This window comes from Lentzea sp. CA-135723 (genome assembly GCF_050936595.1).
GTDB lineage: Bacteria > Actinomycetota > Actinomycetes > Mycobacteriales > Pseudonocardiaceae > Lentzea.
This window is the reverse complement of the sequence record NZ_JBNJMK010000001.1, coordinates 1842934-1863809: the sequence shown is the minus strand read 5'-3', so window position 1 is coordinate 1863809 and position 20876 is coordinate 1842934. Positions and strand designations below refer to the sequence as shown.

The 20876-nt window shown below is 71.8% G+C and carries 23 protein-coding genes; 17 read left to right on the top strand and 6 right to left on the bottom strand.

Going from position 1 to position 20876, the window contains the following annotated elements; translation table 11 throughout:
- Nucleotides 1-8 precede the first annotated feature (8 nt).
- Nucleotides 9-596 (top strand): TetR/AcrR family transcriptional regulator, encoded by a 588-nt coding sequence (locus ACQEU1_RS08090; RefSeq protein WP_433197874.1) that lies wholly within the window; start codon nt 9-11, stop codon nt 594-596.
- On the opposite strand, the gene ACQEU1_RS08085 is transcribed toward ACQEU1_RS08090, so the two are convergent.
- Nucleotides 593-1546, bottom strand: a complete 954-nt coding sequence (locus tag ACQEU1_RS08085) for a threonine ammonia-lyase (protein WP_433197872.1) — start codon at nt 1544-1546, stop codon at nt 593-595. The two genes, ACQEU1_RS08090 and ACQEU1_RS08085, sit on opposite strands and share 4 nt — an antisense overlap.
- Nucleotides 1547-1555: 9 nt before the next feature.
- Nucleotides 1556-2029, bottom strand: a complete 474-nt coding sequence (locus ACQEU1_RS08080; protein WP_433197870.1) for a molybdopterin-binding protein — start codon at nt 2027-2029, stop codon at nt 1556-1558.
- 132 nt (nt 2030-2161) lie between these two features.
- Here ACQEU1_RS08080 and ACQEU1_RS08075 point away from each other — a divergent pair, with 132 nt between their 5' ends.
- The 10 genes from ACQEU1_RS08075 to ACQEU1_RS08030 all read left to right on the top strand — a co-directional run bounded on the left by ACQEU1_RS08075 (nt 2162) and on the right by ACQEU1_RS08030 (nt 12718).
- Nucleotides 2162-2560 carry a TOBE domain-containing protein gene (locus tag ACQEU1_RS08075; RefSeq protein ID WP_433197868.1) on the top strand — a complete coding sequence of 133 codons (399 nt, stop codon included), beginning with the start codon at nt 2162-2164 and terminating at the stop codon, nt 2558-2560.
- Between the two features lie 5 nt (nt 2561-2565).
- Entirely contained in the window at nt 2566-3360 is a 795-nt protein-coding gene (gene modA, locus ACQEU1_RS08070; protein ID WP_433197866.1) for a molybdate ABC transporter substrate-binding protein, read from the top strand.
- Complete coding sequence (gene modB, locus ACQEU1_RS08065) at nt 3357-4157, top strand: molybdate ABC transporter permease subunit (RefSeq protein WP_433197864.1); 801 nt, start codon at nt 3357-3359, stop codon at nt 4155-4157. The genes modA and modB overlap by 4 nt, the downstream gene beginning before the upstream one ends.
- Complete coding sequence (locus ACQEU1_RS08060) at nt 4154-5200, top strand: ABC transporter ATP-binding protein (protein WP_433197862.1); 1047 nt, start codon at nt 4154-4156, stop codon at nt 5198-5200. The genes modB and ACQEU1_RS08060 overlap by 4 nt, the downstream gene beginning before the upstream one ends.
- Before the next feature lie 612 nt (nt 5201-5812).
- Complete coding sequence (locus ACQEU1_RS08055) at nt 5813-6022, top strand: TOBE domain-containing protein (protein WP_433197860.1); 210 nt, start codon at nt 5813-5815, stop codon at nt 6020-6022.
- Between the two features lie 89 nt (nt 6023-6111).
- Nucleotides 6112-6738, top strand: coding sequence for a hypothetical protein (locus ACQEU1_RS08050; RefSeq protein WP_433197858.1), 627 nt, complete (start codon nt 6112-6114; stop codon nt 6736-6738).
- Entirely contained in the window at nt 6735-7901 is a 1167-nt protein-coding gene (locus ACQEU1_RS08045) for a PrsW family intramembrane metalloprotease (protein WP_433197856.1), read from the top strand. The genes ACQEU1_RS08050 and ACQEU1_RS08045 overlap by 4 nt, the downstream gene beginning before the upstream one ends.
- A gap of 57 nt (nt 7902-7958) precedes the next feature.
- Nucleotides 7959-10859: a tetratricopeptide repeat protein gene (locus ACQEU1_RS08040; RefSeq protein WP_433197854.1), complete on the top strand. Its 2901-nt coding sequence runs from the start codon at nt 7959-7961 to the stop codon at nt 10857-10859.
- 17 nt (nt 10860-10876) lie between these two features.
- Nucleotides 10877-11650, top strand: a complete 774-nt coding sequence (locus tag ACQEU1_RS08035) for a three-helix bundle dimerization domain-containing protein (RefSeq protein WP_433197852.1) — start codon at nt 10877-10879, stop codon at nt 11648-11650.
- A gap of 45 nt (nt 11651-11695) precedes the next feature.
- Nucleotides 11696-12718, top strand: a complete 1023-nt coding sequence (locus ACQEU1_RS08030; protein WP_433197850.1) for an LLM class flavin-dependent oxidoreductase — start codon at nt 11696-11698, stop codon at nt 12716-12718.
- Nucleotides 12719-12728: 10 nt separating this feature from the next.
- On the opposite strand, the gene ACQEU1_RS08025 is transcribed toward ACQEU1_RS08030, so the two are convergent.
- From ACQEU1_RS08025 to ACQEU1_RS08015, 3 genes are read right to left on the bottom strand one after another with little or no spacing between them, the layout of a single operon-like run.
- Nucleotides 12729-13490, bottom strand: a complete 762-nt coding sequence (locus ACQEU1_RS08025) for an NYN domain-containing protein (protein ID WP_382442691.1) — start codon at nt 13488-13490, stop codon at nt 12729-12731.
- A gap of 21 nt (nt 13491-13511) precedes the next feature.
- Nucleotides 13512-14327, bottom strand: a complete 816-nt coding sequence (locus ACQEU1_RS08020) for an RNA polymerase sigma factor (RefSeq protein ID WP_433197848.1) — start codon at nt 14325-14327, stop codon at nt 13512-13514.
- Complete coding sequence (locus ACQEU1_RS08015; protein WP_433197846.1) at nt 14324-15172, bottom strand: haloalkane dehalogenase; 849 nt, start codon at nt 15170-15172, stop codon at nt 14324-14326. Before ACQEU1_RS08015 ends, ACQEU1_RS08020 begins: the two co-directional genes overlap by 4 nt.
- 154 nt (nt 15173-15326) lie before the next feature.
- Here ACQEU1_RS08015 and ACQEU1_RS08010 point away from each other — a divergent pair, with 154 nt between their 5' ends.
- From ACQEU1_RS08010 to ACQEU1_RS07990, 5 genes are all read left to right on the top strand, one after another.
- Nucleotides 15327-15719: a hypothetical protein gene (locus tag ACQEU1_RS08010; RefSeq protein WP_433197844.1), complete on the top strand. Its 393-nt coding sequence runs from the start codon at nt 15327-15329 to the stop codon at nt 15717-15719.
- Nucleotides 15720-15732: 13 nt separating this feature from the next.
- Nucleotides 15733-16578, top strand: a complete 846-nt coding sequence (locus ACQEU1_RS08005) for a hypothetical protein (RefSeq protein ID WP_433197842.1) — start codon at nt 15733-15735, stop codon at nt 16576-16578.
- 67 nt (nt 16579-16645) lie between these two features.
- Complete coding sequence (locus tag ACQEU1_RS08000; RefSeq protein ID WP_433197840.1) at nt 16646-18034, top strand: flavin monoamine oxidase family protein; 1389 nt, start codon at nt 16646-16648, stop codon at nt 18032-18034.
- 29 nt (nt 18035-18063) lie between these two features.
- Nucleotides 18064-18909: a TetR/AcrR family transcriptional regulator gene (locus ACQEU1_RS07995; RefSeq protein WP_433197838.1), complete on the top strand. Its 846-nt coding sequence runs from the start codon at nt 18064-18066 to the stop codon at nt 18907-18909.
- Nucleotides 18910-18954: 45 nt separating this feature from the next.
- On the top strand, nt 18955-19434 hold the full coding sequence (locus ACQEU1_RS07990; RefSeq protein WP_433211383.1) for an RrF2 family transcriptional regulator: 480 nt from the start codon (nt 18955-18957) through the stop codon (nt 19432-19434).
- A 75-nt stretch (nt 19435-19509) separates the two neighbouring features.
- Here the strand turns inward: ACQEU1_RS07990 and ACQEU1_RS07985 are convergent, their stop codons facing one another.
- Nucleotides 19510-20178 carry an epimerase gene (locus tag ACQEU1_RS07985; protein WP_433197836.1) on the bottom strand — a complete coding sequence of 223 codons (669 nt, stop codon included), beginning with the start codon at nt 20176-20178 and terminating at the stop codon, nt 19510-19512.
- Nucleotides 20179-20282: 104 nt separating this feature from the next.
- On the opposite strand from ACQEU1_RS07985, the gene ACQEU1_RS07980 reads away from it, so the two are divergent.
- The gene (locus tag ACQEU1_RS07980; RefSeq protein ID WP_433197834.1) at nt 20283-20876 is read left to right on the top strand and encodes a DedA family protein; all 594 of its coding nucleotides are present in this window, start codon (nt 20283-20285) and stop codon (nt 20874-20876) included.

Genomic DNA, 20876 nt, shown 5'->3' with positions numbered 1-20876 from the left:
TCTGGTTCATGACGGAAGGGGAGGCGCCTCGCCGGCGGCAGAACCGGCGCGGTCAGGGCGGTCTGCTGCGCGCCGAGATCGAGCAGGCGGCCCTGAAGCTGCTGGACGAGCTGGGCTCACCCGAGCTGGTGACGTTGCGCGGGGTGGCGCGGGCGGCGGGGATCACCGGACCGGCGATCTACCCGCACTTCCCCGGCCTGCCGGAGCTGCACGCGCGGTTGCGTGAAATCGCGTTCGCCCAGATCGCGGAGGAAACGGACGCGGCCGTCGCGGAAATCACCGAGCCGCGCGCGGAATTGATCGCGCGGTGCACGGCCTACGTCGAGCTGGGATTCACCTATCCCGCGCGCAGGAAACTGATCCTGAGTCCGGGCAACGAGGTCAGCGCGGGCGCGCGGGCCGCGTTCGAGGGGCTGGTGGACGTCCTGAAGCGCTGCGTCGCGGCAGGCGAGTCGGTCAGCACCGACCCCGTCCTCGACACCGCGCTGCTGCTGGCCGCGGTGACGGGCCTGGTGGAGACGCACGGCGCGTTCCCGCTGCCGCCGCTGGGCACCTCGATCAGCGAGATGGTCGCCCGCCTCGCGAAGCTGACCTAACGGGTCCAGCGCACGACGTCGTCGAACGTCACGTTGCCGCCGCACAGCACCAGGCCCAGGCGGGCGTCCGGCCCGACCCGGCCGAGCACCGTGCGCGCGGCCGGCAGGAGGCACCCGGCGGCGGGCTCCGCCCACACCTTCTGCGCCTCCGCCAGCGCGACCGACCCCCGCACGGCGTCCGCGTCGGACACCACCAGCACGTCCTCGACCAGCGCCGTGACGTGGTCGTAGGTCAGCTGGGAGGCGTGCGGCGCCGACAGCGTCGAGACGATCGACGTCGGCGTGATGTCCACCGGCCCGCCTGACCTGAGGGCCTGGCTCATCGCCTCGGCGCCCTCGGTCTCCACACCCCACACGCGCACACCCGGCACGAGCGCGTGGAACGCCGTGGCGACACCGGAGATGAACCCACCGCCGCCGATGCTCACCAGCACGTCGGTGACGTCCGGCGCGTCCGTCGCGAACTCCAGCCCGACGGTGCCCTGCCCGGCGACCACGATCGGGTCGTCGTAGGGGTGCACGAGCGTCGCACCGGCCTCGACCAGGTCTCCCAGCAGCGCGAACGCCGCCGCGAGCCCGTCGGTCAGCCGCACGTCGGCACCGGCGGCGCGGGCGAGCTCGACGGACCGGGCGGGCGCGGTGGACGGCATGACGACGGTGGCGGCCACCCCGAGCTCGCTCGCCGCGGCGGCCAGCGCGATGCCGTGGTTGCCGCCGCTGACGCCGACCACACCGGCCGCGCGGGCCTCGCCGGACAGCGAGAGGATCTTCGCGACCGCGCCGCGGATCTTGAACGAACCGCTGCGCTGCAACAGCTCCAGCTTCACCGTCGTCGGCACGCCCAGCAGTGCGGACAGACCGGGCGAGACGAGCGTGGGCGTGCGCAGCACCCGGCCGTCGAGCACCTCGGCCGCGGCCCGGACGTCGTCGATGGTCAGCAGCTCCGCCATGGCGACACCCTAAGGCGCGCCGAACCTCGCGATCTCCAGGCGGGCCACGTCGCGCACGAAGCGGCTGGACCGGCCGTCCCGCGGCGTGACGAGCGTCGGCCGGGTGAGCTGCCGGCCGTTGTAGCGGGTGGCGAGCATGGCGGAGCAGGCGCCGAACTCGGGGTCGACCTCCGCCCACGACAGCAGCACGCGGTAACCGTCCGCGGACGAGGCCACGACGACGAAGCTGAGCTTGTCCATCTTGCTGCCGCCGGACGTGCGCAGCCGGACCTTCGCCAGGACCTCGTGCAGCGGCACGCCCTGCACCTGGTGCACCTCGCGGACGCGCGTGGTGCGGTACTGGACGTTGACCGGCTCGCGGGCGTGCGCGTCGAGGTGGGACGTGCAGAAGACCCATTCATCGTTGATGTCTCCGGTGACCAGGACCTGGTCCTCGGACAGCGGCGTGCGCGGCGCTGGTATGCCTGCAAACGATGACGTCACGACCTCCAGAGTACGTGCGCAGGTGCGGATCCACAGGGCCATTTGTGTCAGATCTGCGGGGCGAGATCACGATTCGATCCGCAACCACCGCTGGCTCTTGTCTCCGCAAACGCGGCATCTAGGATCATCCTCGTGCCGAATCTGCGGATCAGCGAAGCCGCCACGCTGCTGGGCGTCAGCGACGACACCGTGCGCCGGTGGATCGACCAGGGCCGCCTGGAGTCCACCGTGAGCCTCAACGGCCGCAAGGCGATCGACGGCCGCGAGCTCGCCGCGTTCGTGCAGCAGATGTCGGAGAACGCCGAACCCGGCGCCACGGTCGCGGCGTCCGCGCGCAACCGGATGCGCGGCATCGTCACCCGAGTCCTGAAGGACGGGGTGATGGCGCAGGTCGAGATGCAGGCGGGACCGTTCCGCGTCGTGTCGCTGATGAGCAGGGAGTCGGCCGACGAGCTCGGCCTCGAGGTCGGCACGGTCGCGGTCGCGTCCATCAAGTCCACCCACGTCGTAGTAGAGATCCCGGAGGCCTGAAGAACATGTCCAGAATCGCGAACAGCGTGCTCGCGGTCGCCTCGGCCGCGCTGGTGCTCGCGGGCTGTGGCTCCGGCCAGCAGACCTCGTCCACGCCGACGTCCGGCTCCGAGGCGCCCAAGGTCACCGGTGACGTCACCGTGTTCGCGGCGGCGTCGCTGACCGAGACGTTCACCCAGCTGGGCAAGGACTTCGAGGCCGCGAACCCCGGCACCAAGGTCAAGTTCAACTTCGGCGGCAGCTCGGCGCTCGCGCAGCAGCTCAACCAGGGCGCGCCCGCCGACGTGTTCGCCAGCGCCGCGCCGACGAACATGAAGCAGGTGACGGACAGCAAGACGATCACGGACGCGCCCAGGACGTTCGTGAAGAACACGCTGGAGATCGTGGTGCCGAAGGGCAACCCCGGCAAGATCGCCGGGCTGGCCGACTTCGCGAACGCGGACAAGAAGATCGCGTTGTGCGCGGAGCAGGTGCCGTGCGGCGCTGCGTCGAAGAAGGTGTTCGAGGCCGCGAAGGTCACGGCGGCGCCGGACACGCTGGAGCAGGACGTCAAGGCCGTGCTCACCAAGGTGTCGCTGGGTGAGGTCGACGGCGCGCTGGTCTACAAGACGGACGTGAAGGCGGCCGGCGACAAGGTCGAGGGCATCACGTTCGCCGAGGCGGCCCAGGCCGTCAACGACTACCCGATCGCGCCGGTCGCCAAGGCGCCGAACGCGGCGGGGGCCAAGGCGTTCATCGACTTCGTGCTGTCCGACAAGGGCAAGTCGGTGCTGAGCGCGGCGGGCTTCGACAGCCCGTGACCCGTCGTCGGGGGCGGGGACGGCTGCCGGTCGTCCTCGCCCTTCCCGCGTTCCTCGGCCTGGCGTTCCTGCTGGTGCCGCTCGCCGGGCTGCTGGTCGAGGCGCCCTGGGGGAGCCTGTCCGGGCAGCTGTTCAGCGCCGAGGTCGGTGAGGCGCTCAAGCTCTCGTTGATCTGCGCGTCGCTCGCCACGGTGCTGTGCCTGGTGCTCGGCATTCCGCTGGCCTGGTTGCTGGCGCGGTCCGGGCTGCCGGGGCGCGGGTTCCTGCGTGCGCTGGTCACCGTGCCGCTGGTGCTGCCGCCGGTGGTCGGTGGCGTGGCCTTGCTGCTGGTGCTGGGCCGGCGCGGGCTGATCGGGCAGCACCTCGACGCGTGGTTCGGGGTGTCGTTGCCGTTCACGACGGCCGGTGTCGTGGTGGCGGAGGCCTTCGTGGCGATGCCGTTCCTGGTGATCTCGGTGGAAGGTGCCCTGAGGGCGGCCGATCCCCGGTTCGAGGAGGCGGCGGCGACGCTCGGTGCCTCGCGCTGGCTGACGTTCCGTCGCGTGACGCTGCCGTCCGTGCTGCCGGGGGTCGTCGCGGGGGGCGTGCTGTGCTGGGCGCGGGCGCTGGGGGAGTTCGGGGCGACGATCACGTTCGCCGGCAACTTCCCCGGTGAGACGACGACCATGCCGTTGGCTGTTTATCTTGCCCTGGAAACGGATCCGGACGCGGCGATCGTGCTGAGCATCGTGTTGTTGCTGGTGTCCGTCGGAGTGCTGGCCGGTCTGCGCGACCGGTGGATCAGCGGGCCGACGTGACCCTTTCCGCTGCGCTGCGCGTGACGCGCGGCAACTTCGACCTCGAGCTCGACCTGGAGATCGCGCCCGGCGAGGTGGTGGCGCTGCTCGGCCCGAACGGGGCGGGCAAGTCGACGGCGCTGCGGGCGCTGGCCGGGCTGTCGCCGCTGACGTCGGGGAGCATCGCGCTCGGCGAGTCCGTCTGGGACGGTGACGGCGCGTTCGTGGAGGCGGAGCGGCGCCCGATCGGCGTGGTGTTCCAGGACTACCTGCTGTTCGCGCACATGAGCGCGCTGGAGAACGTCGCTTTCGGACTGCGCGCCCGCGGCACCCGCCGGGCGGAGGCGCGGGAACGGGCCGCGACGTGGCTCGACCGGGTGGGGCTCGCCGAGTACGCCCAGCGCAAGCCCCGCGCGTTGTCGGGAGGTCAGGCGCAACGGGTGGCTTTGGCCCGCGCGCTCGCGACCGGGCCGAGTCTCCTGCTGCTGGACGAACCCCTGGCCGCGCTCGACGCGAGCACCCGGCTGCAGGTGCGGTCCGAGCTGGGCCGGCACCTGGCCGAGTTCGGCGGGCACACGTTGCTGGTGACGCACGACCCGTTGGACGCCATGGTGCTCGCGGACCGGCTGGTGATCCTGGAGCACGGCCGCGCGGTCCAGCAGGGCCCGCCCGCCGAGGTCGCCCGGCAGCCGCGCACCGACTACGTGGCCAACCTCGTCGGGCTCAACCTCTACCGCGGCACCGCGGACGGCACGGTCGTGTCGCTGGTGGACGGTGGCGCGATCACCGTCGCCGAGCCGGCGGCGGGGGAGGTGCACGTGGCGTTCCCGCCGACCGCGGTGAGCCTGCACGTGACCCGGCCGGACGGCAGCCCGCGCAACACCTGGCAGGTCACCGTGTCGGCCGTCGAACAACACGCGCACACCACGCGCGTGCGGCTGGACGGGGTGCCGTCGGTGCTGGCGGACATCACCACCGCCACGCTCGCGGACCTGCGGCTTCGGCCCGGTGACACGGTGTGGGCGGCGGTCAAGGCGACCGAGACGCACACCTACCCGGCCTGAGCTCGCCGCACTGGTGCCAGTGTGACCAGTGCGGCCTGCACGAGGACTGGCTGTCGCGGCACCTGAGCCGGCTTATGCCGGTCGACTCGCGGCTCACCGCCGCCCTGGACCTCGCCTGGCAGCCGGTCGTCTCGGAGCTGGGGTTCGCGTCGGTCCCGGCTTACCTGACGGCTCGGCACGTGGCCGGGCACCAGACCGTCCGGGCGATCAGCCTGGAGACGGGTTTCCGTTGGGACGCGGTGGAAGCGGCGCTCATCCGGCACGGCATCGAGGTCTCGCAGCACGCCGCCTCGCGTGCCCGGCGGGACCAGCGCGCCGTACGGGCCGGGTGGACGTGGCGGGCGATCGCGGCCGAGTGCGGCGATGGCGAACTCGTGCCGGTCCTGCTCGCGCACGAGGGCGAGCGTCGTCCACTCCGCCAGAGCCAGCCGGAGGTGACGAAGCCCAGGCGGATTCTTTTCTGCCGCTGGGCCTGCGGTACCGCCGACGCGTCTGCGGAACCGTGGCGGTTGCCGCCCGCGCACCTGAGGATCAAGGTCGGAACCGCTGCCGTGCCAGGGTTTCCGATCGCGCCTATGGTCCAGATGTTCCGACCATCCGAGGAGAACCCCAGTGCGCCTTTCGACCCGCAACCAGCTCACCGGCACCGTCGCCGCGATCAAGGACGGCGCGGTCATGGCCGTGGTCACCGTGGACCTGGACGGCGGCCAGCAGGTCACCGCGTCGATCACCATGGACGCCGTCGCCGACCTCGGCCTCCAGGTGGGCCAGCCGGTCACCGCCCTGGTGAAGTCGACCGAGGTGATGATCGGCGTCGAGTGAGCCCTGGCTGACCTGGCTCCCGTCTCGCCCTGCCGAGTCTCTTGATCTGTGGTCAAGTGGTGCCCGGCTGCGGAGAACGGGGGCTCGGGATGACAGAAGCGGTGCCACGGGAATGGGTGCCGGTCGAGCACCGGTTCCTCGGGCTCGACCGGCGGACGTTCGGGCCGGCCCTGAGCGTGCTGGTCATCGCGCTGGTGCTGCTGGCCGGGTTGCCCGCGGTGAACTCGCTCATCCCGTGGCACAACGAGATCCGCGCCGGGGACGTGTTGGACCTGGGCGGTGGCGCCACCGCCGTGCCGCCGGTCGGGTGGCAGCTGGAGGACGGGACCCTGACGGGTGCCGGGGTGGCGTCCGCGACGAGTCTGCAGGCCGAGCTCGCCACCGGCGGGGCGACGATCTCGTTGCGCGGCGCGGCTTTCGCCGGTTCGGCGGACGCCTTCCTGGACCAGGTGCTGCGGTCGGAGGGCAACGCCGGCGTCGACGGCCCGCGCGGCACGGTGACCACCGGGAGCGGGCTGGTCGGGGTGGCCCTGGGCAGCACCTCGCCGCAGGGCGACGGGCTGGACGTGGCGTTCAAGATGGCAGGACCATCCGGGCAGGCCGAGACGGCGCCGGCGTTGCTGGTGCGCGTGCGGACCGCACCGGGCCAGTTCGAACGGCAGCAGGACGTCGTGGGCGCCTTCGTGCGCAGCATCACCCCGGGAGCGTCCCGATGACGACAACATCTGAAATCAGGACCGCGCAGCTCGCCGCGATCGACGAGTCGGGCTGGGGACTGCCGTTCAGGTTCGTCCAGCCGCGCAACCTGGCGTTCTGGGTGTACCTGGTGGGCGTAGGAGGCGGAGCGCTCACGATCGTGCGCTACTTCGGCCCCGGCGCGCACTTCTACGGCCCGGCGCTGACCGGCGGCGTGCTGCTGTTCGGCCTGTACCTGGTGCCGTGGTTGCTGTTGCTGCGGCACCACAACCGCTACACCGCACAACCCGCGGCGTTGCTGGCGGCGGCGTTCGCGTGGGGTGGTGTGGCCGCGCCGTTCTGGATCGCCCTGCCCGCCAACACCGCCCTGCTGGAGATCTGGGCGAAGGTGGGCGGCACCGCCTTCGCCTCCGACTGGGCGGCCGGCCTCACCGCGCCGATCAACGAGGAGTTCGCCAAGGCGCTCGGCCTGGTCCTGCTGATCGGCCTCGCACCCCGCCTGGTGCGCAGCGCCTACGACGGGTTCATCATCGGCGCGTTCCTCGGCCTGGGCTTCCAGGTGTTCGAGGACGTCCTGTACGTCTACAACGGCGCCGCCCAGACCTTCGGCACCTCCCAGATCGCCTCGTCGTTCCAGATCTTCCTGATCCGCGGCGTCACCGGCATCGTCTCGCACGCCCTGTTCAGCGCCATCTTCTGCGCGGGCCTCATGTGGGTGCTGGGCCGCACCCCAGGCGACCGCCACGTCCCGCGCGGCGTCCTGACCATGCTGACCGCGATGGTGTTCCACTTCGCCTGGGACGACATGGGCGGCCTGAGCGGAGGCGTGGCGATCCTCCCGGTCCTGCTCCCGCTGGTGATCGCGGCCGTCGAACTCGTGACGCTCTTCGCCGTACTGCGCCGCGCCGCGAGCCAGGAACGCATCTGGATCCGCCAGATCCTCGGCCCGGAGGTCGACGGGGGAGTCGTGGACGCGGCACTGCTGTCGGCCGTCAGCGGCCTCCGCAAGGACCGCAAGGCGTTCCGCAAGCTGGTGGGCAACAAGAGCCGGGCCCGCCACCTCCAGGAGGCGGCGGCGGACCTGGCCCGAGAGACGGCCCGCGCCCGCGGCCACGAGACCGCCGAGGTGGCGCACGCCCGCGCCGAACTGCTCCGCCTGCGGGGTGTCCAGCCGGTCGTGTGATCGGCCGGGCGGGTGACCGCCTGTCACACCTGAGGAGCGCCCCGCGACAGGCCGGGTATGACTCGCTTGAGGGGCGCCCGCTGGTGGCACGGCCTGGTGTCGGTGCTCACCGCCGCCGGCGTCGGCGTCCTGACCAACCTGGCGACCGGCGAGTTCTCCTGGGCCCTGGTGATCGCACTGGCCGCCCTGGTCCTCGTGCAGGCGGGCCTAGCGTGGGGGCAGTCGGCCCACGACCACCGGGACCGCGTGGAAACCCGCGACGGCCTCCTCGGTGAACTCCGGCCCGCCGTCCCCGCCTCGCCGAGCACCGACGATGCCCGCGCCGTCGTCCACTGGCTGACCGCGCCGTACTCGCCGACCCCGTTGTGGGGCCGCAGCAAGGTCCACGACGAGCTGAGGACGTGGTGCACCGCTCGCGACCCGAAGGCCGAGGTCGCACGCGTGATCACCGGCCCGGCCGGCGTCGGCAAGAGCCGCCTGGCGCTGGCCGTGGCCGAGTCGCTCCAGGACGACGGCTGGGCGGCGGGCCGTCTGAAGGACCAGGGCACCACCCTGATCGACGCCATCACCGCCGCGGGCGATCCCACCCTCGTCGTGGTCGACGATGCCGACCGCGTCCCCGCCGACGTGCTGGCCGCCCTGCTCACCGGTGCCATGGCCCACCCGGACCTGGTCAGGGTCCTGCTCCTGGCCCGCACCGCCGACGCGCTGAAAGCCTTGCCGGACAACGTCCTCCCACACGTGCGCACCGTCACCGCCCTGCGCCCGGTGGGGGAGGCCGCCGACCGCCAACGCTGGTACGCCCAGGCCGTGGCGGCCTATGCCAAACACCTCCACCTGCCGAAACCCGACCTTCCCGAACGCCCGGTGGGCACCGACGAGGACACCCTCCTGGTGCTGCACGCCAGAGCCCTGCTCGCAGTGCTGGGCAGGTCGGGCACCCGCACGCACACGCTCGCCACCCTCGTCGCCGAACTGGTCACCCTCGAACAACGCACCTGGGCCGCCGCCGGCCACGACGTCGAGGTCCTCGCCGAAGCCGTCACCGTCCTCGCCCTCCTGCCCGCCGCCGACCTCGACGAAGCGGCCGACCTGCTCCGACGCGTGCCGCAGTTCTCGGCCGACGCGGCCCAGGAGTCGAGGGTCGCGGTCGCCAGGTGGGCCCGCCGCCGGTACGCGGCAGGCCCGGACCACCGCCTCGACCTGCGCCCGCACCTGGTCGCCGAACGCCTCGTGCTCGACACCCTCGCCACCAACCCCCGGCTGCTGCGCGACGACGACGTACCGGCCGCGGCGGCCTTGCTCGCTCGCGCCCACATCACCTACCCGGACGCCCTCAGCCACCTGACGGGGCTTCTGGCCCGTCAGCGCAGCACGCTCCCCGAGGCAATCGAGGTGATCCTGTCCGGTGGGGTGGGCGACCACCTGCTGGATCAGGCGCTGGCCGCACTGATCAGCACCGAGGACGTTCGGCACGACGTTCCGACGCGCGGGCGGCTGTTGCTGCTGGAACCTGCTGAGGTGTTCCTGCGTTTGCGCACGGCCCGGAGTTTCCTGGCGGTGACCCACTACCGCGAAATGGTGGCGATCGAGCCGGGACAGCATCGCTCCGAGATGGCGGGCGCGCTCCGAGATCTCGCCTCCGGCTTGTACTACCTCGGTCGGTATCAAGAGGCGTTGACAGCGTCGGAGGAGGCCGTCGGGATTCGTCGGGAGCTGGTCATGTCCGAACCTGAACAGCAACGTCCAGAACTCGTGCAGGCCTTGTCGGTGCTGGGAAGCACGTTCCACGCGCTCGGGCTGCTTCGAGAGGCGGAGAAGGCGTTGGAGGAGGGCGTCGAGATCGCTCGCGCACTGGTGGAAGAGGACGTGGCTGACTGCCAGGACAAGTTCTGCGAAGTGCTCCTGAACCTGGCGGTCGTCCTCGGCGGGTTGGGACGCAATCAGGAGGCACTGGCAGCGGCGGACGAGGTCGTGAGAGTTCGCACCGGACAGGCGAGTGCCGATCCAGAACGGTACCGCGAGTTCCTCGCCATCTCGCTGGACCGCCTGGGGCGGGCGCGGTGGTCGCTGGGCGACTTTCGCAACGCCCGGGAGGAGGCCGAGGAGTCGGTCAAGATCTATCGGGAGCTGGCAGCGGCGCATCCTGGAAAGCACTTCCCGGAGTTTCACCATTCCCTGTTCAACCTGGGCAACAACGAGATGGAGCTGCACAACTTCGACGCTGCCGCCGAGCTCCTGAGCGAAGCGGTCGACACGGGCCGGCACCTCGCCGCCGTGACGCCAGGCCGATACCGCGCACAGTTGGCGCTGTCCCTCTACCACCTGGGACTGAGCCTGGTGGAGTCGGGACGGCTGGGCGAAGCGAGGAAAGCGTCCGAGGAGGCCGTTGCGATCAGGCGTCAACTGGCTGCCGTCGAACCAGCGCGCCATCTGCCGGAGCTGGCCCGTGATCTGCACGGCCTCGCGCTCGTCCTGGGCAGGGGCGGCGATCCGGAGGCAGCGCTGGCCGCCGTCGAGGAGGCCATTCCGATCCTGCGCGCGCTGACCGGGTCCAGGCGAAGGGTCCACCTTCGCGTCGTTGCCGCGACTCTGATGGCTCGAGGTTCGTTCCTGCAGGATCTGGGGCGGGATGAGGAAGCGTTGGTGGCGGTGATGGAGTCAGTCGCGACGCACCGTGAACTCGTCGAGGCCGACGATCTGCGGCACAACGCCAAGCTCGCGGCTTCGCTTCGCAACCTGGGTGTGGTTTTGGGGGGCACGAACGACGTGGACGGTGCTCTGGACGCTCATCGCGAGGCGGTGGAGTTGTGGCGGATCTGCACGGATCAGGACGAGCAGCTCTACGGCCCGTACCTCCGTACCGAGATCGCCATCCTGCGCAAGCTGCTGGACCGCGCCGGGCGGCACGAGGAGGCTGCCCAGTTCGCGCTCGAGGCGGGCGGATCCGAGGGCTGAAGGCTTACCGTGGAGCCGTGACGACCACGGCGGAGGTTGTGAGCCAGGCCGACGCGCGGATTCGGCGCCTGGAGTCGCGGCTGGTCCGCGAGTTCGGGGACGTGCCGCCGAGTCTCGTGCACGAGTGGATCGAGCGGGCGCGGGCTCGGTTCGGGAGTGCGCGGGTGCAGGAGTTCGTGCCTCTGTTCGTGGCTCGGGAGGTGCGGGCCTCGGCCCTGGCGTTTCCGGTGGAGGCGCAGGAGAGCTCGTTCCTGGCCAGCTGGGCTCGGAACACGGCTCGCCGGCTGCTGGCGCCGGAGCTGCCCAGGAGGTGGGCGCACACGGCCGGGGTGGCGCGGCGGGCCGAGCGGGTGGCTCGGGTGTTGCCGGAGGACGAACGCGAGTTGCTCGTGGCGGCGGCCTGGGTGCACGACATCGGGTACGCGGCGGAGGTGAAGGACACCGGGCTGCACTCGTTGGACGGGGCGCGGTACCTGAAGAGGGCCGGGGTGTCCGAGCGGGTCTGCTCGCTGGTGGCGCACCACTCCGGGGCCGCGGCGGTCGCGCAGCTCGTGGGGCTCGCGGACCAGCTCGTCGAGTTCCCGGACAACCGGGGGCGGCTGCGGGACGCGCTCTGGTACTGCGACATGAGCACCGGGCCGGACGGGCAGCCCACGACGGTGCAGGGGCGGCTGCAGGAGATCCGGCAGCGCCGCGGGCCGGACGACCCGGTGGTCAGGGCGCTCGCGATCAACGGGGACGAGCGGCTGGCGGCCGTCAGGAGGACGCACCGCCTGCTCAAGGCACCGTGACGGACGCCGCTCGCATTTAGTTGAAAATTGAACTAACCTGAGGTCATGAAGAAGATCGGTTTTCTGTCGTTCGGGCACTGGACGGACAGCCCGCACTCGCAGACGCGGTCGGCGGGCGACGTGCTGAGGCAGTCGATCGACCTGGCCGTGGCGGCGGAGGAGCTCGGCGCGGACGGGGCGTACTTCCGGGTGCACCACTTCGCGCGGCAGCTCGCGTCGCCGTTCCCGCTGCTCGCGGCGATCGGCGCGAAGACCGAGCGCATCGAGATCGGCACCGGCGTGATCGACATGCGCTACGAGAACCCGATGTACATGGTCGAGGACGCGGGCGCGGCCGACCTCATCGCGGGCGGCAGGCTGCAGCTCGGCATCTCGCGGGGATCGCCCGAGCAGGTCATCGACGGCTGGCGGCACTTCGGCTACGGACCGGCCGAGGGGCAGACGGACGCCGACATGGCGCGCATGCACACCGAGCTGTTCCTGAAGGTGCTGGAGGGCGGCGGCTTCGCGGAGCCGAACCCCAGGCCCATGTTCCCGAACCCGCCGGGGCTGCTGCGCCTCGAGCCGCACTCGCCGGGCCTGCGCGACCGCATCTGGTGGGGCGCCGGCTCCAACGGCACGGCGGTGTGGGCGGCGAAGCAGGGCATGAACCTGATGAGCTCCACGCTCAAGTTCGACGAGGGCGGCGCGCCGTTCCACGTCCAGCAGGCCGAGCAGATCCGGGCGTTCCGCAAGGCCTGGACCGAGGCCGGCTGGCAGCACGAGCCGCGGGTCTCGGTGTCGCGCAGCATCTTCGCGCTGACCACGGACCTCGACCGCATGTACTTCGGCGGCGACGGCGAGAGCAGGGACTCGGTCGGGTTCATCGACGGGCCGACCAAGGCGATCTTCGGCCGGTCCTACGCGGCCGAGCCCGAGATCCTCGTCGAGCAGCTCGCCGAGGACGAGGCGATCGCCGAGGCCGACACGCTCCTGCTGACGGTGCCGAACCAGCTCGGCGTCGACTTCAACGCGCACGTCCTGGAGAACATCCTCGTGCACGTCGCCCCGGCCCTCGGGTGGCGCTGACCGGCAAGCATCAGCGGCGGCGGTCCTTGACGTAGACCGCCGACTGCTTGCCCTCGCCGTGACCGCGGCGATCGACCTCGAACAGGGTCGTCGCCGTGATCAGGTCGCTGAGCTTCGAGTAGCCGTACGTGCGCGAGTCGAACTCGGGCCGCTGCTTGGTGATGATGCTGCCGACGGCCGACAGCGACGCCCACCCGTCGTCGTCGGAGGCCGCCTCGACGGCGTTGCGCAGCAGCTTCACCAGGGTGGTGTCGCCCTTGAGCTGGGCCGCGGCCGCCACCGGCTTGCGCACCAGCGGCGTCTCGGCCGGCACCTCGGCCTCCGGCGAGACGAGGTTCTCGACGTAGACGAACTTGTCGCAGGCCGCGACGAACGGCTTCGGCGTCTTGCGCTCGCCGAAGCCGTACACCGTGAGGCCCGACTCGCGCAGACGGGCGGCGAGCCGGGTGAAGTCCGAGTCGCTCGACACGATGCAGAAGCCGTCGAAGCGGTCGGAGTAGAGCAGGTCCATCGCGTCGATGACCATCGCCGCGTCGGTGGCGTTCTTGCCGGTCGTGTACGCGAACTGCTGGATGGGCTGGATCGACTGGGCCAGCAGGTGGTCCTTCCAGCCCTTGAGGCTGGTGCCGGTCCAGTCGCCGTACGCGCGTTTGACGTGCGCGGTCCCGTACTTGGCGATCTCGGCGAGCAGCGCCTCGGTGATGGAGGGCTGGGCGTTGTCCGCGTCGATCAGCACCGCGAGCTTGACGGGGCTCTCATTGCCAGTGGCCACCCGACGAACGGTAGCCGCCGCTCACGGTTCGTCCGGCAACAGCCCGGGGTAGCGCCCGGATCGGATGAGGGTCAGCACGGCCTGGGCACGCGACTCCGGTGCCGCGTAGTCGGGGTGGGCGCGCAGCAGATCACCGACGTCGCGCAACCGGCCGAGGTCGCCGGCGGTGCGGGCCGCGCCACGGGTGGCGTGGGTCGCGAGCACCGGCGCCACCGGGTCGACCCAGCCCTTCTCGATGCCCTGGCCGATCCGCCGCGAACACCGGCAGGGCGCGGCGGGGTCGAGCAGCCCGCACCGGCCGCGCAACGCCCCGCGCACCTGGTCACGGGCGCGTTCGAGCCGTTTGCGGTAGGTCGCGGCCGGGACGCCCAGCACCCACGCGGCCTCCTGGCCGGCGAGCCCGAGCACCTCGCCCAGCACGTACGCGGCGCGTCCTGGCCGGTCGAGGCACTGCAGCAACGCCTGCGCGCACTGCAGCCGCACCTCCTCGGCCAGCACCGCGCTGTCGGGACCGTCGTAGGACGACTGCCGCAGCAGGTCCTCGCGGTAGCCGTCCAGGGTCAGGTCCTCGCGCGGCTGGCGGCGCAGGTTCAGCAGGTGGTTCACCGCGATCCGGTACGCCCAGGTGACGAGGGAGGCCTCGGCGCGGAACGAGCTCATCCGCGTCATGACCCGGATCAGGATCTCCTGCGTGGCGTCCTCGGCGTCGACCCGGCGGCCGGTCATCCGCAACGCCAGCCGGTAGACGGGGTCCTGGACGCGCCGCAGCACCTCGGCGAGCGCGTCCGAGTCCCCGGCGACGGCCGCCGCCGCGACGTCGGCGTCGGTCCCGGTCATCGCAGCCCCTCCAGCCACCGCGCCACGGCCCGCCCGATCGCCGCCGGGACCTGCTCCGGCGCCTGGTGCCCGGACTCGCCGACGTCCTCGATCCGCAGCGCGCTGACGTTGTCCCGCGCCCACGCGACGGCCTCTGGCGACCCGAGCCCGGTGGCGGGGGAGACGGTCATCAGCAGCTTCGGCACGTCTCCAGAGTCCCTCATCCACCGCCCGTAGGCGTCGATGCGCGCCGCCACCCGCGCGGGTTCACCGTCGAGGGGGAACTCGCGGGCCCAGGCGAGGATCGCGCGCCGCGCCTCGGGTTCCGGGTAGGCGGCCCGGTAGACGTCGAGGTCCTCTTCGGACATCCCCGGCACGAGCCTGCGGAAGTTGCGGTCGATGAGCACGTTGTCCTGCAGGATCATCTGCTCGCCCACACCGGGTTCGCGGACGGCGCGGAACATCTCGACGGCGCGCGGGTCGAGCTCGGCCGAGGGCACCGGCCGCAGGAACGTCTCGATCAGGGCGAGCCCGCGCAGCCGTGCGGAGCCTCCGCGCGCCGCCCAGTCCTGCGCCAGCGCGCCGCCCCAGTCGTGCCCGACCAGCACGACCTCGCCCGGCACCACCGCGTCGAGCCACGCCGCGAGGTAACGGGCCTGCTCGTCGAACCGGTACTCGATCGCGGGCTTGCCGGACTCGCCCACGCCGATCAGGTCGGGCACCAGGCACCGCACCCCGCCGACGTGCGGCAGGACGTCGCGCCACAGGTAGGACGACGTGGGGTTGCCGTGCAGGAACACCACCGCCGGTCCCTCACCGGACTCGGCGTGGGCGATCCACGAGCCGAGGACGTCGGTCTTGATCATGTTCGATCCCTTCACGAGGTTCACGAAGGGGTTGGACACGTCCCCGGCACCGGTTGTGACACCGATCCGACACGATCTCGCAAAGCAACACGAACGCCCTGTCGCCGCATTACGGTGGTGGCGGCAAAGGGACGTGAGAGAGGCGGAACCGGGCGTGACGTCCTGGGTCGATGTGATCAACTATGTCCGGCTTCGGTACGAGGTGCTGGAGGAGACCGACGACTGGCTGCGCTTCCGCCTCGACATCGACGGCGGACGCACGCAGCAGGTCTCCGTGCACCACGTGAGCGACCTCGGCGGCGCGCCGTGGGTGGAGATCTCCTCCCCGGTCGGCCGGGCCGACGACGTGGACCTGCGCCGGTTCCTCGAGCTCGCGGGCGAGTCGCAGGTCGGCGGTGCCGCCGTGGTGGACGGGCTCGCGCTGCTCAAGCACGTGGCGCCCCTGGAGGACCTGAGCGTGCGCGAGGAGTTCGAACGGCCGCTCGCGCTGCTGGTCGGCCGGGCGGACGCGATCGAGCACGAGCTGACGAGCCGCGACCACTTCTAGTGACGCGGCACCGGTGAACGAAGCCGCGGCCTGGGCTGAGCAGCAGGTGGCGGCGGTCCGCGACGACCCCGCCGGGCGCCTCGCGTTGATGGAACGCTGCTACAGCGGTCCGTTCGGGCAGGCGCCCCGGCACCTGCCGTTCCGCCGGGCCGCGCGGTCGTTCCTGCGCTGGCAGCTGAGCCGGGGCGTGCTGCGGCCCGCGACGGGCAGTCCGTGGTGGCGGGCGGTCAACGAACGCATCCTGCGCGACGGCTGCGAGGCCGTGGCGCTGACCGGCGGTCTGGCCGGCCCGCCCTCGTCGCGCACGGCGGCGGACTGGCTGGCGTTCGCGCTCGAACCCACGGCGCGCGCCTGGTACCGGGCGCACAACGGCAGCGTGGTCGCCGCCTACCTGGAGCACCGCGACCTGGCGGAGCGGGAGAACGAGCCCGAGCGGTTCTTCCTGAACGTCGTGCTGTGCCGGGTGCTCTACACGCACGCGCTGGTGGCGGCGCCCCGGCTGTCGCTGGGCTGGTTGCGCGGGCTCGCGCCGGTGCTCGGCGACCCCAGGCTGGGCATGACGGGGATCTTCCTGCAGCTCTCGCGGGTGCTGCCTGCCCAGTACCCGCTGGACGACGAGGTCGGCTACTACCTGGCGCAGGAGCACGGCTTCGCGCGGCTGGTCGACTTCGGCATGATCGTGCCGCGGCTGGAGCGGCTCTACGAGTGGTCGGCGGCGGATCTGGGGGCTCCCGGGCTGCTCGACTGCGTGCGGGACGGGGCGCTGACGTACGCGTGGCGGTTCGAGGACCGGCACGTCTGGGATCCGCCGCGTTCGGTCGTTCTGCCCCTGATCCACCGGTTGCTGCCGCTTCGGTAGGTGCGGGGAATCGCAATTCTTCGCAGAAATCTTGACTCCCGAGTCAATGTTGCCCAGGGTGTGCGGCGTGACTGAAGTGGAGCAGCGCTCGGCCGACGTCGTGGTCGTCGGCGCGGGCTACGCGGGGCTGGCGGCGGCGACGCGCCTCGCGTCCGCCGGACTGGACGTCGTCGTGCTGGAGGCCGGGGACCGCGTGGGCGGCCGGGCGTTCAGCGAGGTGCTGCCGTCCGGGGTCAGGGTCGACCACGGCGCGCAGTGGATCGGGCCGTCGCAGAAGCGGTTCCACGACCTCGCGGCGCGGTTCGGCTGCACGACGTTCCCCACCTGGGAGACCGGCAGGCACGTCGAGGTCTGGCACGACGGCACGCGCACCGACCACTCCGCCGACGAGCCCAACGCGGGGCTGGGCATCGCCGAGTACCGGCGGGTGACCGAGACGCTCGACGAGCTCGCGCGGACCGTCGACCTGGACGAGCCGTGGCGCACGCCGAGGTTCGAGGAGTTCGACGCGCAGTCCGCCGAGGACTTCTTCCTGCGGCAGACCCACGACAACGACGCGCAGCGCAGGCTGGCGCTCGCCGTGCAGGGCGTGTGGTGCTGCGAGCCCAGGGAGATCTCGTTCTTCCACGTGCTGTTCTACCTCGCGTCCGCGGGTGGGTTCGAGCAGCTGATGGAGACCTCCGGCTGCGCGCAGGACTCCCGGTTCGCCGACGGCGCGGACGCCCTCGCGGTGGCGATGGCGGCGGCGTTGCCCGGTGGCGTGCGACTCGGCGAGCCCGTGCTGACGGTCCGGCACTCCGCGCAGGGCGTGGAAGCCGTGACGGACAAGGGGATCGTGCGCGCGAAGCGGGCGATCGTGACGGTGCCGCCCGCCGCCGTGGGACGGATCGGGTTCGAGCCCGCGCTGCCGATGGCGCGCCGCGGCTGGGCGGGGCACACGCCGATGGGGCGGGTCGCGAAGATCCACGCGGTGTTCGAGGAACCGTTCTGGCGCAAGAAGGAGCGGTCCGGCATCGCCACGCTCTTCAGCCGCAGCCCGGTCGGCGTGGTGTTCGACAACTCGCCGGAGGACGGCTCGCGCGGCGTGCTGGTGGCGTTCGTCTACGGCGACCGGGTGGACCGCTGGGTCGCCGCGCCCGACTCGGCGCGCCGCGCGGACGTGCTGGAGGCGCTCGGCGAGGTGGCGGGACCGCGGGCGCGCATGCCGATCGACTACGTCGAGATGGCGTGGTCGGAGGATGGCTGGACGATGGGCGGGTACGAGTGCTTCGTGACGCCCGGCGGCTGGGCCGAGTACGGCGAGCACGGCTGGCGGCGCGCGACCGGCAGCGTGCACTGGGCCGGCACCGAGACGGCGTCGGTGTGGAACGGGTACGTCGACGGCGCGATCACGTCCGGGGAACGGGCCGCGGACGAGGTGATGGCCGCGCTGAGGATCCCCGGACAACCGGCGTGAAGGTCGTCGCGCTGCCATACTGACCCGCGATGACCAGCACAGACGGCCTCACCTCCCGCGTGCGCACGGCGCTGCGGGCGGCCACGCTGTCGCAGCGAGCGCTGGCCGGTCGCATCGGGATGGACCCCACGGCGTTGTCGAAGTCGTTGCGCGGCACGCGAAAGCTGCGGGACGAGGAGATCGCGGCGATCGCCCGCGCGTGCGAGGTCAGCGTCGCCTACCTGACGGCAGGGACGGGGCCGGAACCCGTGGTGCCGCAGGACGTCCGGGACCGCGCGCTGGCGGCACCGGACCGGCGCGACCAGATCCTCGCGGCCGCCACCGCGTTGATCGCCCGGCGCGGGTACCACAACGTGCGGGTCGCGGACATCGCCCGGCAGTGCGGCACCAGCACCGCGACCGTCCACTACCACTTCCCGACCAAGGAAGCCGCGCTGAACGGGGCGCTGGAGTACTACGCCGGGACGTTCCGCGCCCGCGTGGAACGGGAGTTCAGCCAGGCCACCTCGGTGCGCGACAAGCTGCGGCGCCTGGTCGAGGTGCAGCTGCCGGTGGCCGCCGACGACATCGACGAGTGGTCGGTGTGGGTGCAGTTCTGGGGGCAGGCGATGCTGCAACCGCGGCTGCGCCCTGCCCAGCGGCGGGTCTACTCGGAGTGGCGCCGGGTGGTCGTGGCGCTGCTGCGCGAAAGCCGGGCGGAGGGACTGTCGCCGGACGCCGACGTCGAGGCGCTGGCCGACCGGTTCACGGCGCTGGTCGACGGGCTCGCGATCCAGATCCTGGCCGGGTCGACCGAGATGCGGCCGGACCGGATGCGGGAGTTGCTGCTGCGGGCGTTCGAACCGGACCTGGTGCTCACGGATCGCCCGCGCTGAAACTTGACGTTCGTTGTCCAGGTTTCCTAGCATCGGCCGGTGCGGATGAACCAGGGCGTCGAGTGGGCGGTGCACGTGCTGCTCTCCCTCGCGTGGCTCGACGACGACCGTCCCGTCAGCACCGCCGCCCTCGCCGCGAGCTACGAGCTTCCCCAGGCCTACCTGCACAAACAGCTGCAGGCGTTGGCGCGCGCCGGCCTGGTCGAGTCGATCCCCGGTGCCCGTGGCGGCTTCCTGCTGGCCCGGCCGGCGGACAAGATCACGCTGATGGACGTCGTCACCGCCATCGAGGGGCCCGAGCCCGCGTTCACCTGCACGGAGATCCGCCGCCGCGGCATGGGGGAGGACGCGCCGAAGAGCGCGTTCCGTCGCACGTGCGCGGTGCACGGGGCCATGCAACGCGCTGAGCTGCAGTGGCGGCAGTCGCTCGCCGCGCAGACCATCGCCGACGTGAAGGCCGAGGCCGACGCGCACGCGCCGTCCGCGGCCCGCCTCGCTCGCCGCGCGTACGGCCGCGAGGGCTAGGCGGGGTCCGGCAGTTCCGCCGGGGCGACAGTGGCTCGCCCGCGCCTCTCATCGAACGACATCGCCGGGCACCACCTAGGCCTCGCCCGCCAGCCGGTTGATGGCGCGGCTGTTGAGGATCCGCTCACCCCGGCCGTCCATCGTGGACAGTGCGATCATCGCCTTGCCCATCGCGCCGATCGACGTCGTGCTGTCCGGGAACACCTTCTTGAGCAACGGGTAGAGCCACGACGTGGCGGCGTACACCACGCGCACCGCCCCGCCGCGCGGCTTGACGCCGAACATCGGGCGGATGTAGCCGGGGCGGAAGACGTAGGTGTGGAACGGGTACGCGAGCAGCTTCTGCTCGGCGCGCGCCTTCACCCGCGCCCACATCAGCTTCGAGTCGGGCGAGGCGCTGGCGCCCGACACGTAGACGTAGGTGAGCACGGGGTTGAGCGGGAGCAACGCATCCGCCGCCGCGACGGCGCAGTCGACGGTCACCTTCTCGTAGTCGGACTCGCTCACGCCCGCCGACGGCACGCCGATGCAGTAGAAGCACGCGTCCGGTGCGGTGAGGCGCTCGGCGACCGGGCGGAGGTCGGTGAAGTCGTCGTGCAGCACCACGTCCAGCTTCGGGTGGGTGATCTCCAGCTTGCGGCGGCTGATCACCGTCACCTTCTTCACGGACGGGTCCGCCAGGCAGGTGTGCAGGGCGCCCTGGCCGACCAGCCCGGTCGCGCCGAGCAGAACGACGTTCGTCAACGGAACCTCATCGTGTCGAGTTTGGTTAGCCAATCGGCTAATGAACACGCTACCGTGGATGCCCAGGGGCCGCCAATCGGGAGGCCGTCGCACAGGGAGATCCGATGCAGGCGTGGCTGTCCGAGGTGCCGGCGTTCGTCGTGTACCTGGCGGTGTTCTTCCTGATCGCGGGGCAGTTCGTGTGCCTGCCGGTGCCGGGCGGGGTGGTGCTGACGACGGCGGGGCTGCTCGCGGTGCAGGGTGCGGTGTCACCGGTGGGCATCAGCCTGGTCGCGGCGGCGGGGGTGCTGGCGGGCAGCGCGGCCGGCTACCGGCTGGGGGAGCGCGGCGGCCGGGCCGTGCTGGCCAGGCTCGTGGCGCGGTTCCCCCGGATGCTGCCGGAGAAGCGGGTGGCCTCGACGGAGCGGTTGTTCGAACGCTGGGGCGTGTGGGTGGTCGTGGTGAGCTGCTTCTCGTCGGTGCTGCGGATGATCACGGCACCGCTGGCGGGGACGCTCGGCGTGCCGGTGCGGCGGTTCGCGCTCGCGATGTCGGTGAGCGCGCTGGCGTGGTCGTTCGGCACGACGCTGGGCATCTACTACGTCGGGCAGGCCGCTGAGCAGTGGATCAACGGCCTGTCCGTGGCAGGCCTCGCGATGCTCGCCGTGGTGGTGCTCGCGTCGGTGCCGTCGTGGTTCCGGCGGCGGGCGGCGAGTTGA